Annotated in this window: 12 protein-coding genes; 8 read left to right on the forward strand and 4 right to left on the reverse strand. The window is 59.3% G+C overall.

The features are described 5' to 3' along the window. The first annotated feature begins 303 nt into the window (after positions 1-303). From prfB to JFT66_RS11030, 7 genes are all read left to right on the forward strand, one after another. Positions 304-1,399, forward strand: a protein-coding gene (prfB, locus tag JFT66_RS11000) for a peptide chain release factor 2 (protein WP_096001736.1) whose coding sequence is annotated in 2 segments (ribosomal slippage) — positions 304-375 and positions 377-1,399 — 1,095 coding nt in all. Because the reading frame shifts where the segments join, the coding sequence is not laid out codon by codon here. A 77-nt stretch (positions 1,400-1,476) separates the two neighbouring features. Next, positions 1,477-2,979, forward strand: coding sequence for a lysine--tRNA ligase (gene lysS, locus JFT66_RS11005; protein WP_034118409.1), 1,503 nt, complete (start codon positions 1,477-1,479; stop codon positions 2,977-2,979). A gap of 84 nt (positions 2,980-3,063) precedes the next feature. Next, positions 3,064-3,780 (forward strand): TetR/AcrR family transcriptional regulator, encoded by a 717-nt coding sequence (locus JFT66_RS11010; protein WP_080752942.1) that lies wholly within the window; start codon positions 3,064-3,066, stop codon positions 3,778-3,780. Between the two features lie 16 nt (positions 3,781-3,796). Then, positions 3,797-4,345 (forward strand): hypothetical protein, encoded by a 549-nt coding sequence (locus JFT66_RS11015; protein WP_153837600.1) that lies wholly within the window; start codon positions 3,797-3,799, stop codon positions 4,343-4,345. Positions 4,346-4,366: 21 nt separating this feature from the next. Further along, positions 4,367-5,644: a flavohemoglobin expression-modulating QEGLA motif protein gene (locus JFT66_RS11020; protein WP_162524810.1), complete on the forward strand. Its 1,278-nt coding sequence runs from the start codon at positions 4,367-4,369 to the stop codon at positions 5,642-5,644. Between the two features lie 69 nt (positions 5,645-5,713). Continuing rightward, a complete protein-coding gene (locus tag JFT66_RS11025; protein ID WP_198859261.1) occupies positions 5,714-6,619 on the forward strand; it encodes an alpha/beta hydrolase in 906 nt (301 codons plus the stop codon). Next, complete coding sequence (locus JFT66_RS11030) at positions 6,616-6,942, forward strand: hypothetical protein (RefSeq protein WP_034118415.1); 327 nt, start codon at positions 6,616-6,618, stop codon at positions 6,940-6,942. The genes JFT66_RS11025 and JFT66_RS11030 overlap by 4 nt, the downstream gene beginning before the upstream one ends. Before the next feature lie 108 nt (positions 6,943-7,050). Here the strand turns inward: JFT66_RS11030 and JFT66_RS30015 are convergent, their stop codons facing one another. The 4 genes from JFT66_RS30015 to JFT66_RS11050 all read right to left on the reverse strand — a co-directional run bounded on the left by JFT66_RS30015 (position 7,051) and on the right by JFT66_RS11050 (position 9,766). Next, positions 7,051-7,491 (reverse strand): hypothetical protein, encoded by a 441-nt coding sequence (locus JFT66_RS30015; protein WP_198859262.1) that lies wholly within the window; start codon positions 7,489-7,491, stop codon positions 7,051-7,053. Between the two features lie 378 nt (positions 7,492-7,869). Next, positions 7,870-8,655: an OmpA family protein gene (locus tag JFT66_RS11040; RefSeq protein WP_034118418.1), complete on the reverse strand. Its 786-nt coding sequence runs from the start codon at positions 8,653-8,655 to the stop codon at positions 7,870-7,872. A 56-nt stretch (positions 8,656-8,711) separates the two neighbouring features. Beyond that, a complete protein-coding gene (locus JFT66_RS11045; protein WP_034118419.1) occupies positions 8,712-9,137 on the reverse strand; it encodes a DUF4398 domain-containing protein in 426 nt (141 codons plus the stop codon). A gap of 284 nt (positions 9,138-9,421) precedes the next feature. Beyond that, entirely contained in the window at positions 9,422-9,766 is a 345-nt protein-coding gene (locus JFT66_RS11050) for a hypothetical protein (RefSeq protein WP_034118420.1), read from the reverse strand. 184 nt (positions 9,767-9,950) lie between these two features. Between JFT66_RS11050 and ppc the strand changes: the two genes are divergently transcribed. Continuing rightward, a complete protein-coding gene (gene ppc, locus JFT66_RS11055) occupies positions 9,951-12,578 on the forward strand; it encodes a phosphoenolpyruvate carboxylase (protein WP_034118421.1) in 2,628 nt (875 codons plus the stop codon). Position 12,579 lies beyond the last annotated feature (1 nt).

Genomic DNA, 12,579 nt, shown 5'->3' on the forward strand with positions numbered 1-12,579 from the left:
ATCAAAAAGTGCTACAAGATGGGGGCATGTGATTAGGAAGTGCCCTACGCTGATTTCGGAAATGAATTCTTTATCAGGCTAGCTGCGAAGGGGCGTGCTTCTACTTCTAGTTGGGTGTAGTGAGCATGCTTGATGGTGCTTCAGTGCAAACATTCCAGCCCCACTTTCACTGCCAGTCTGCCCATTTGTCGGGGCTTCAGGCGTGATCAATCCACTTGCAACTGACCAACCGGGCTGCCGTTTTCCTCCGCTTGCCGTTATACTCGCCGGCTTTCACAAGTTCGCCAACGAGTGCTGCCCGCCATGGAAATCAACCCGATCCTTAACACCATCAAGGACCTGTCCGAGCGCTCCGAAACTATTCGGGGGTATCTTTGACTACGATCAAAAGCATGAGCGTCTGACCGAGGTCAATCGCGAGCTTGAAGATCCGAGCGTCTGGAACAAACCTGAATACGCCCAGGAACTGGGGCGCGAGCGCGCTGCGCTGGCGCAGATCGTCGACACCCTCGACGAGTTGAACACCGGCCTGGGCGATTGCCGTGACCTGCTGGACATGGCCGTCGAAGAAAACGACGAAGGCGCAGTGGGCGATGTCGTCGCCGAGCTGGCCCGTCTCGAGGAAAACCTCGCCAAGCTTGAATTCCGTCGTATGTTCAGCCATGAAATGGACCCGAACAACGCCTACCTGGACATCCAGGCTGGTTCCGGCGGCACCGAGGCCCAGGACTGGGCCAACATCCTGTTGCGCATGTATTTGCGCTGGGCTGACAAGCGCGGTTTCGACGCGACCATCATGGAACTGTCCGCCGGTGAAGTCGCTGGTATCAAGGGCGCGACCGTACATATCAAGGGTGAATACGCCTTTGGCTGGTTGCGTACCGAGATCGGCGTGCACCGCCTGGTGCGCAAGAGCCCGTTCGACTCCGGCAACCGTCGCCATACCTCGTTCAGCGCGGTGTTCGTCTCGCCAGAGATCGACGACAAGGTGGAAATCGAGATCAACCCGGCCGACCTGCGCATCGATACCTACCGTTCCTCCGGTGCCGGTGGTCAGCACGTAAACACCACTGACTCGGCCGTACGTATTACCCACGTACCGACCAACACCGTGGTCAGCTGCCAGAACGAGCGTTCCCAGCACGCGAACAAGGACACCGCCATGAAAATGCTGCGGGCCAAGTTGTACGAGCAGGAAATGCAGAAGCGCAACGCCGCTTCCCAGGCGCTGGAAGACACCAAGTCGGATATCGGCTGGGGTCACCAGATCCGTTCGTACGTGCTTGATGCCTCGCGAATCAAGGATCTGCGCACCAACATCGAACGCAGCGACTGCGACAAGGTACTCGACGGTGATATCGACGAATACCTGGAAGCCAGCCTGAAGTCCGGCCTGTAAAAAGACTGTAGAAGCCGGCATGCCGGCGATCCCCGGCCTACGCCGGGGACAACGAACCTGATGGAAAATTTAAAGACATGAGCGACCAACAACTCGACCCGCAAGCCCTGCAACAGGAAGAAAACTCCCTGATCGCCCTGCGCAAGGAAAAGCTTGCTGCCGAGCGCGCAAAGGGTAACGCCTTCCCCAACGACTTCCGCCGCGACAACTACTGCGATGCCTTGCAGAAGCAATACGCGGACAAGACCAAGGAAGAGCTGGCAGAGGCCGCGATCCCGGTCAAGGTGGCGGGTCGCATCATGCTCAACCGTGGTTCGTTCATGGTGATCCAGGACATGACCGGGCGTATCCAGGTCTACGTCAACCGCAAGACCCTGTCCGAAGAAACCCTGGCCTCGGTGAAAACCTGGGACATGGGCGACATCATCGCAGCCGAAGGTACCCTGGCCCGTTCCGGCAAGGGCGACCTGTACGTCGAGATGACCAGCGTGCGCCTGCTGACCAAATCCCTGCGCCCGCTGCCAGACAAGCACCACGGCCTGACCGACACCGAGCAGCGCTACCGCCAGCGCTACGTTGACCTGATCGTCAACGAAGAGGTGCGCCAGACTTTCCGCGTGCGTTCGCAAGTGATTGCGCACATTCGCAGCTTCCTGATGCAGCGTGACTTCCTGGAAGTCGAAACCCCGATGCTGCAAACCATCCCCGGTGGTGCCGCAGCCAAGCCATTCGAAACCCACCACAACGCGCTGGACATGGAAATGTTCCTGCGTATCGCGCCTGAGCTGTACCTCAAGCGCTTGGTGGTGGGTGGTTTTGAAAAGGTCTTCGAGATCAACCGCAACTTCCGTAACGAAGGCGTCTCGACCCGTCACAACCCTGAATTCACCATGTTGGAGTTCTACCAGGCGTACGCCGACTACGAAGACAACATGGACCTGACCGAAGAACTGTTCCGCGAGCTGGCACAGCTGGTGCTGGGCAGCACCGACGTGCCGTACGGCGACAAGGTGTTCCACTTCGGCGAGCCGTTTGTGCGTCTGTCGGTGTTCGACTCGATCCTCAAGTACAACCCTGAGCTGACCGCTGACGACCTGAATGACATCGACAAGGCCCGCGCCATCGCCAAGAAAGCCGGCGCCAAGGTGCTGGGCTTCGAAGGCCTGGGCAAGTTGCAGGTGATGATTTTCGAAGAGCTGGTGGAGCATAAGCTGGAACAGCCGCACTTCATTACTCAGTACCCGTTCGAAGTGTCGCCGCTGGCCCGTCGTAACGACGACAACCCGAACGTCACCGACCGTTTCGAGCTGTTCATCGGCGGCCGCGAGATCGCCAACGCCTACTCCGAGCTTAACGACGCGGAAGATCAGGCAGAGCGCTTCATGGCCCAGGTGGCCGACAAGGACGCCGGCGATGACGAAGCCATGCACTACGACGCCGACTTCGTGCGGGCCCTGGAATACGGCATGCCGCCCACCGCCGGTGAAGGCATTGGTATCGACCGCCTGGTGATGTTGTTGACCAACTCGCCGTCGATCCGCGACGTGATCCTGTTCCCGCACATGCGGCCACAAGCGTAACCGTAGCGAAATCCGAAGCCGCCTTTTATAAGGCGGCTTTTTTATGTGGCGTATTCAAGCGTCACCTGTAAAGGAAGATGTGTGGTGAACCGCGTAATGGCTCAAGAAGGTGCCGCCGGCATTGCTGCCGCCGTGGCTGAAAGCGTTCAGTACCAAGGCCGAAAGGCCAGTCGCCGGGGCAGCGAGCAACGCCGCCAGGACATTCTCGATGCGGCCATGCGTATCGTGGTGCGCGAAGGCGTACGTGCCGTGCGCCATCGGGCCGTGGCGGCGGAAGCCGGCGTACCGCTGTCGGCCACCACCTACTATTTCAAGGATATCGACGACCTGCTCACCGACACCTTCGCTCAATACGTCGAGCGCAGTGCCGCGTTCATGGGCAAGCTGTGGGTGCGCAACGAGGGCTTGTTGCGCGAAATGGTTGCCTATGGCGATGGCAGCCCGCAGTCGCGTTCGCAATTGGCCGATGATATCGCCCGGCTGACTGCCGACTACGTGCTGCGCCAACTGACCAACCGTCGCGAATACCTGATGGCCGAGCAGGCCTTTCGCCAGGAAGCCCTGCTGAACCCGCGCCTGGCTGAACTGGTGCGCTCCCACCAGCAGATCCTGTTGCAGGGCACCGGGCAGTTTTTCCAGGTATTGGGCTCGCGCGAGCCGCAACAGGATGCCAGGGTGTTGACGGCTATTATCAGTCGGATGGAATATCAGGGCCTGCTCGGCGGCCCAGAGCCTCTGACCGGGGAAGAGATGCTTGAAATCCTCAAGCGTTACATGCATTTGGTGCTGGCTTCGGTCTGACACCGGAGGATGTCCAATGAAAGCCTGGCGTGTCGCGGTAATCGCCTTGTCATTCCTGTTGCTCAGCGGTTGCCTGGTGACGTTCAAAGACCCATTGCCGACGACTGAAGCTGCGCCCCAGGCGCTGTTGGGCAAATGGGCCAGCAAGAATGCCTGGGGCGAACCGCTGAACCTGCAAATCACCCGTGTCGGCGAGCATCGTTATAAAGCGGTGAGCTACCCCAGAGCCAAGCCGGGCCAGCGCGATGAGTATCTGTTTGGCGTCTCGCACCACGGCAACCGTTGGTATATGTCGGCGCCGCTGCCTGCAAAACTGGGCGGCCATTTCATCCTGGCGGGCTTTGAGTTTGATGAAAAGCACGAACTGGTGGTCTACAACCTCGATCTGGAGCAGATCCATCAGGCCATCGACCAACAGGCTTTGCACGGTAGCACCGTGGAAACTGCCGAAGGTGCCGGTGTGCTGGTGGACAGCCCCATGGACCAGGTGTTTACCTACCTGGATGACCCGGCCAATGCCGATGTGTTCGTTGAAGCCGTGCGCTACCGCCGCGTGGGTAAATAACGTTTAAAGAGGAAGCACCGGGTGGACGATTACCAGCAGACGATACGCACTTTGTCCGATCGCATTGTGCTGGCGCAAACACCGATCCGCGTACTCGATGCGGTGAAATGGGACGAGAATATTCGCCAGGGATTCCTCAAGGCCAAAGGCAAGGCCATGCCTGCCGTCGACCGCGATTACTACCTGAACCGGCCGCTGTCTTTCGATTCCAGCGCGGTCAAGCTGGAGTTCCAGAACATCGAGCGCGACATCACCCGCCGCCTTGGGCAATTCAGCCCGGTGGGGCAGATCATGCGCCGCATGTGCCGCGAATACCGCATGGTGGTGCGCATGCTTGAGGCGCGAGGCACCGAGGACTTTGGCCTGATTTCCCAGGAGCTGTACGGCGCCGCTTCGGATGCCTTCCACGCCGGCGACCCGACCCTGGCGGACCTGGGCCTGATGCTCTCGGACTACCTGAACAATATCGATGGCCGTGGCGACCTCAAGGACGAAGCCAAGACCCTCACCGCCAAGGATGCGGTAAGCCTGCTGCAAACGCGCCTGAACAAGGTGTTTGGTGAAGCGCAGGAGACCATTCGAGTGTTTGAGTCTGACGGGATCGTCGCCGATGCGGCAGCGGGCGCCGACTACATCAAGATCCGCGCCGATGCGATGTTCAATGATCGCGACGTGCGCGCCCTGGAAGTGCATGAAGGGTTGGTGCATGTGGGCACCACCCTCAACGGCCAGAACCAGCCGATCTGCACGTTCCTGTCCAAGGGGCCGCCGTCATCCACCGTCACCCAGGAGGGCCTGGCGATCCTGATGGAAATCATCACGTTCGCCTCCTACCCCAGCCGCCTGCGCAAACTGACCAACCGTACCCGGGCCATCCATATGGTGGAGGAGGGCGCGGACTTCCTGCAGGTGTTCGAGTTCTTCCGCGAGCAAGGCTTTGAAATGGCCGAAAGCTATGGCAACGCCAGCCGAGTGTTCCGTGGTTCGGTGCCTACCGGACTGCCGTTTACCAAGGATCTGTCCTACCTCAAAGGCTTTATCATGGTCTACAACTACATCCAGCTCGCCGTGCGCAAAGGCAAGCTGGAACAAGTGCCGCTGCTGTTCTGCGGCAAGACCACCCTGGAAGACATGCGCACCTTGCGCCAGCTGGTCGATGAAGGTTTGGTGATACCGCCCAAGTACCTGCCTGAACAGTTTCGCGACATGAACGCGCTGGCGGCGTGGATGTGCTTCTCCAACTTCCTTAACCACTTGAGCCTGGACCGGATCGAGGCGGATTACTCCAATATCCTGTAGGGGATTCTCCTGACGAAACCGTTGATCTCCACAGGGCTTTAGATTTTCAACCCACCACGAGGCTTACGGATGAGAATCCTCGGCATTCTGTGCCTGCTACTCACATTGAACGGCTGCAGCTCCTTGCTGTTCTACCCCGAGCCCGGCCTGCCTTTCACGCCGGAAAAAGCTCACCTGCAATACCGCGATGTCACCCTTGTGACGGCTGACGGCGTGAAACTGCATGCCTGGTGGCTGCCGGCTAAACTTGGGGTACCGCTCAAGGGTACGGTGCTGCACCTGCATGGCAACGGCGGCAACCTGGCCTGGCACTTGGGTGGCAGTTGGTGGTTGCCGGAGCAAGGCTATCAAGTGCTGTTGCTGGACTACCGAGGTTATGGGCTATCGGAAGGCAAGCCGTCGTTGCCGGCGATCTACCAGGATATCGACGCGGCGTTCAGCTGGATCGACAAGGCGCCTGAAACCCAGGGCCAACCACTGGTTGTGCTCGGTCAAAGCCTGGGCGGCGCACTGGCAGTGCATTACCTGGCGGCCCACCCTGAACGTCAAACCCAGCTCAAGGCCCTGGTACTGGACGGCGTGCCCGCCAGTTATCGTGACGTAGGACAATTCGCCCTGAGCACTTCCTGGTTAACCTGGCCGCTGCAGGTGCCCCTTTCATGGCTGGTGCCTGATGCCGACAGTGCGATCAATGCCATGCCCCAGTTGACCGGCGTGCCAAAATTGCTGTTCCACAGCCTGGATGACCCGGTCGTACCGATGACCAATGGTATCCGCCTGTATCAAGCGGCCCCCCCGCCAAGGGTGTTGCAGCTGACCCGTGGCGGTCATGTGCAGACCTTTGCCGACAAGACCTGGCAAACCGTCATGCTGCGTTATCTGGACGACCCGCAGCACTTCAATGGCCTGCGTCGCCTTGGCGAAATTCCGAATTATCCTGTTCCTAAAATTGATTCATCAGAGAGCCCGCAATGAGTGAAGAACGCAACATGATCCCGCTGATTCTGACCGGTATCGGCACCATCATCGGCACTGTCGGTTGCCTGTGGTATTACGGCTACCTGCACTTCGCCAAGCCGGAAGACGCCTTGCTGCTCAGCGACTTTACAATGCTCAAGACCGTGCCGGGTGAGGATTACAAACTATCCCTGACCCCCGCTGCACAAGTGGCGCAGTGCGTCGACGGTGTGTTGGTGATGTTTGATACCGAACAAAAAGGCCTGAGTGGCGTACTGGTCAATAACAAGAAGCAAGCCGTTCGTTGCATGGGGCAGGAAACTCCGCAGCTGCAACAGTGACTCGCTGCACTGTTGGTGTGGGAAAACTCCGTTATACAGGCCGATTAGTCATTCCACGTAGTTCAGATCCTTTACCGACTGGAACCATATTGATTCGCTCACCACAGATTACGGACTGATTGGCATCGCTGATCGGTCCACCCTGTTAATCAATCTGGAGTCAGCGTTATGGAAGGTATCAGTGGAGTGTCGGGTGCAGGCAATGTCGGCAGCCCAGGTGGCGCTGGGGGCCCTCAGCAAGGCGTCGATCAGCAAATTCAGCAGCTCAGGGATCAAATTCAATCCAAGCTTGGTGAAGGTTCCCAGGGGGGCGGAGGCTCGCAGGGCGCTGGTGGCTCGCAAGGTTCCGGAGGCGCCCAAGGCGCTGGAGGCGGTGATAGCCTTGAGGAACTGCTTGAGAAGTTGAAACAGCTGCTTGCTCAAGTCGGCCAAGGTGTGGAGGGCGGTCAGGATGGCACGCAAGGTGGTGGCCAGATTCAAGCGGGTGGGGCCGAAAACCAAGGCCCGATCAACTACTAATCGATGGTTAGTCAATAACCCGCCGGTCATAGGCGGGTTTTCATGCGCGCAGGGGTAAGCCGGTGCTTGCGGCTGCTCCGCGCTGAAGCTTGCGTGTAACAAAACTGCCTGGAACCGTTTTGCGTAAATAGCCACACAGGGCGATATGACTTTTACACGGAGCGGGGCCGGGAAGCAGTGATAAAGATTGATGCGATACACAACATGGTGGCCATGGCCAGGGCCCATCAGGCATTGGAGCGGCGAAACGCGCAAGAGCAAGCGCGTAGCAATGAGGCGGACAGTTTGCCCGATACCCACCATCGTGGAGCGATGATAACGCCGCCTGATGACGATATAGAGCGCAAGATCACATATCCCTAGTCAAAAAAAACCCACCGAAAGGTGGGTTTTTCTATCCAGCATCAATCAATAAGCAACGGAAGACCGTGGCTTGACCGGCTGGTTGTCGTTGGAGATGGTCACTTCAACGCGGCGGTTCATGGCACGGCCAGACACGCTGCCGTTATCGGCAACCGGGTATTCCTTGCCGTAGCCCTGGGTCACGATGCGCGAGATATCCACGCCCTGTTGAGCCAGCGCACGTTGCACGGAAGCTGCACGACGCTCGGACAGGCTCTGGTTGTACGAGTCTGAACCGGTGCTGTCGGTGTAGCCTTCGACGATGACTTTACGGTCCGGGTTATCACGCAGGAACTGAGCCAGCTTGGTGATATTCACCAGGCCGCTGGATTTCAGGTCGGACTTGTTGGTGGCGAACAGCACGTCACCGAAAGTCACCAGAGTACCGCGATCGGTTTGCTTGGCATTCAAGCTGTTTTGCAGCTGCTTGATCTGCGCATCGCGAGCGTCCAGCAGGGCACGGGCACGTTCGTCACCGGCGTTTTTCAGCTTGGCTTCGTTTTCGCGCAGGGCAATGGTGTCCTTGGCGACTACAACACGCTGGTTGGTCAGGTAGGCGAGCTGGTCGACTTTCTTCTCGTCTTCTTTGTCGCGGTATGCCTTGTCAGCCTTGTCCAGCCATTCGCTGGCATCCTTGGTTTCCAGCGCCGCCAGCTTGGTGGCTTGCGGGTTGGTTTGCAGAGACGAGAAATTGGTCCGTGCATTTTCCAGGTTCGCGTTCGGCGGGGTGGAGCAGGCCGCCAAGGCAACGCTCATCGCCAGCAGGGCAGGGATCATCAATTGTTTACGCATAGTCGTGTCGTCCTTTCAATTCGATATCAGGTGCGATGCAGTCAAGGTGCTGCGGCTTACTTCTGCATGATTGCAGCCGGGCGCATGCCTTCCTTACGCAACTCGTCAACAGCCTTCTGGGAATCCTTCACAGCTTGTTCTGCCTTGGCTGCCTGGGATTTGCGCTCAGCGACGCGAGCGTCCCACTCGGCTTGCTCGGCCAACATACGAGCCTTGTCGTAGTTCTTGTCGTGCATGGCAATTTCGGCTTCTTTGAGCTTGTCCTGGGCCGACTTCATTTCCACGGCCGCGTACTCAGTACCGCCAGCGCTGACTGCGCTGTTAACAGCCGATTGGGTCACGGCGTACTGCTCGGTTGGAGGGTTGCCGGCGCAGCCCGCCAAAACGAAGCTGGTGCCGATTGCCAGCGCGGCCAATTTAAGCCCGCGCAGGTGGTTAAACGAGGATTTGGCAGTGCTGGTGTTCATCGTCTTCAACTCCATTGGATAACTCCTGAAAAACATCAAAATCCATCGTGGCGTATCGGTTGCGGGCCCGGCGATAAAGCACATGACGCCAGTTTCAAACGACCGTTCCACAAGTGATGGCTTACTGGCTGTGACCGGAGGCTTTTTTCAAAAGTTCAGCAAAGATGGCGATTTGCCTAAAAAAATATCTGACTGAGCGGTCAGTGTTTAAAAAATGGAACTTTCGCCGCGCCAGAATGTACGCCGAGCCTCTTAGAGGCTCGGTATAAAGGGGGGTATATTGGGTTCACGGATGTTTATCAGTGCTTTTGTTCGTCGGCACTGGCTGACAGGTCATGCAGGTAGCGACGGGACAAAGTGAGAAACCTTGGAGTGGGGCCGACGTCCTCATACAGCGGATCACCCTCTTCATCGGTGGCGACCACCTGTTGGCCCTGGACGTAGGGAAAGCTGGCTTCCAGCTCTTCAAGGGCGGCGCCGATCAGTTCGCCGAGCAGTTCTTCGGTGTGGCGCTTGGGGTACATCTCGGCAATGGCCGCCAGCCGTGCGGCGGATTCCACATCCAGATGAATCGCGTATTCGGTCTTGGTCAGGCGACCTTTGGCGGTTTCTTCCCAATGCTGGGGCAATTCTCGAATCTTCATGGCAACCTCAATAAGCCCGCGATGGCAGGCGGTGATGAGTGACCGGCCGCCTGCGTGGAAAACGTGGCGACTCATCCTTGAGACTAGCTGTAAGCAGCAAGGTTTAAAGTGTCTTGTCAGAAACGGGTGTGGGCGGCACTCTGGAACACCTGCGCGTCCCGGAATTCTGGCTGGAGATTGGCTGATGAGTGATATCGATGCACGCTTGCGTGAGGATGTTCACCTGCTGGGTGAGCTGTTGGGCAACACTATTCGAGAGCAGTACGGCGATGATTTTCTCGACAAGATCGAGCAGATCCGCAAAGGCGCCAAGGCTGATCGCCACGGCGCCGGCGACGAACTGAGCACCCGACTCAACCAATTGCAGGAAGACGAACTCCTGCCCGTGGCCCGGGCCTTCAACCAGTTCCTCAACCTGGCCAATATTGCCGAGCAATACCAGTTGATTCACCGGCGTGATGAATCGCAACCGGCACCGTTCGAATCCCGGGTCTTGCCGGAATTGCTGGCCCGCCTGCAAAGCGAAGGCCACAGCAATGAATCCCTGGCCCGGCAGTTGGCGCGGTTGCAAATCGAACTGGTGCTCACTGCCCACCCCACTGAAGTCGCCCGCCGTACCCTGATCCAGAAATACGATGCCATTGCCGCACAACTGGCCTTGCAGGATCACCGCGACCTCACCACCGCCGAGCGCGAGCAGATCCGCGAGCGCTTGCAACGGCTGATCGCCGAAGCCTGGCACACCGAAGAAATCCGTCGCATCCGACCCACACCCGTGGATGAGGCCAAATGGGGCTTTGCGGTCATCGAGCATTCGCTGTGGCACGCCATCCCCAATTACCTGCGCAAGGCTGACCAGGCCCTGTACGCCGCTACCGGGCTGCGCCTGCCTCTGGAGGCGGCGCCGATTCGCTTTGCTTCGTGGATGGGCGGCGACCGTGACGGCAACCCGAATGTCACCGCTCCGGTTACCCGCGAAGTGCTGTTGCTGGCGCGCTGGATGGCCGCGGATTTGTATTTGCGCGACATCGATCACCTGGCTTCCGAGTTGTCGATGCAACAAGCCAGTCCAGCGTTGCAGGCCAAGGTTGGCGACAGCGTCGAGCCCTATCGCGCCTTGCTCAAACAACTGCGTGAACGCCTGCGCGCCACGCGCCAGTGGGCACACACTTCGTTGACCGCCAACACGCCGGCGCCTGCCGAGGTGTTGCAGGACAACCGCGATCTGCTGGACCCGCTGGAGCTGTGTTACCAGTCGCTGCACGAATGCGGCATGGGCGTGATTGCCGATGGTCCGCTGCTCGACTGCCTGCGACGAGCGGTGACTTTCGGCCTGTTCCTGGTGCGCCTGGATGTACGTCAGGACTCCAGTCGTCATTCGTCGGCCATGACCGAAATCACCGATTACCTCGGTTTGGGCCGTTATGAGGACTGGGACGAAGACGCGCGCATCAGTTTCCTCACCCAGGAACTGGCCAATCGTCGGCCGCTGCTGCCGGGTTATTTCAAACCGTCGGCGGACACTGCCGAGGTACTCAATACCTGCAAGGAAATCGCCGCCGCACCGGCTGCCTCGTTGGGTTCCTACGTTATCTCCATGGCGGGCGCCGCGTCGGATGTGCTGGCGGTGCAACTGCTGCTAAAGGAGTCGGGCGTACAACGGCCCATGCGTGTGGTGCCGCTGTTCGAGACGCTGGCCGACCTGGATAACGCCGGGCCTGTGATGGAGCGGCTATTGCAGCTGCCGGGCTATCGCGCACGGTTGCAGGGCCCGCAGGAAGTGATGATCGGCTACTCGGACTCGGCCAAGGACGCTGGCACCACCGCCGCGGCCTGGGCGCAGTACCGGGCGCAGGAACGCCTGGTGGATATTTGTCGCGAGCGACAGGTGGAGCTGCTGTTGTTCCACGGTCGTGGCGGTACTGTCGGTCGTGGCGGCGGCCCGGCTCACGCGGCCATCCTGTCGCAGCCGCCGGGCTCGGTGGCGGGGCGTTTCCGTACTACGGAACAAGGCGAGATGATCCGCTTCAAGTTCGGCTTGCCGGATATCGCCGAGCAAAACCTCAATCTCTACCTGGCAGCGGTGCTGGAAGCGACGCTGTTGCCGCCGCCACCACCGGAGCCGGCCTGGCGTCATCTGATGGATGAGTTGGCCGCCGACGGCGTCAGCGCTTACCGCGCCGTGGTGCGCGAAAACCCGCAGTTCGTCGAGTATTTCCGCCAGTCTACGCCGGAGCAGGAGTTGGGCCGTTTGCCCCTGGGCAGTCGCCCGGCCAAGCGCCGTGCCGGCGGTATTGAAAGCCTGCGCGCGATCCCGTGGATCTTCGGCTGGACTCAGACTCGCCTTATGCTACCCGCCTGGCTGGGTTGGGAGGCAGCATTGAGCAAGGCGCTGGAACGAGGTGAAGGTGAGTTGCTGGGGCAGATGCGTGAACAGTGGCCGTTCTTCCGCACCCGCATCGATATGCTGGAAATGGTGTTGGCCAAAGCGGATGCCGATATCGCCCGTCTTTATGACGAGCGCCTGGTGCAGCCAGACCTGCTGCCATTGGGTGCGCACTTACGCGACCTATTGTCGCAGGCGTGTGATGTGGTGCTTGGCCTGACCGGCCAGTCGCAACTGCTGGCTCATAGCCCGGACACCCTGGAGTTCATCCGCCTGCGCAACACCTACCTCGACCCGTTGCACTTGCTGCAGGCCGAGTTGCTGGCACGCTCCCGTCAGCAGGAGGCGGCGCAGGACAGCCCTCTGGAACAGGCGCTGCTGGTATCCGTTGCCGGTATTGCCGCCGGTTTGCGCAACACCGGTTGAG

This window comes from Pseudomonas sp. MF6755 (genome assembly GCF_016405635.1).
GTDB classification, from domain to species: Bacteria; Pseudomonadota; Gammaproteobacteria; order Pseudomonadales; family Pseudomonadaceae; genus Aquipseudomonas; species Aquipseudomonas haemolytica.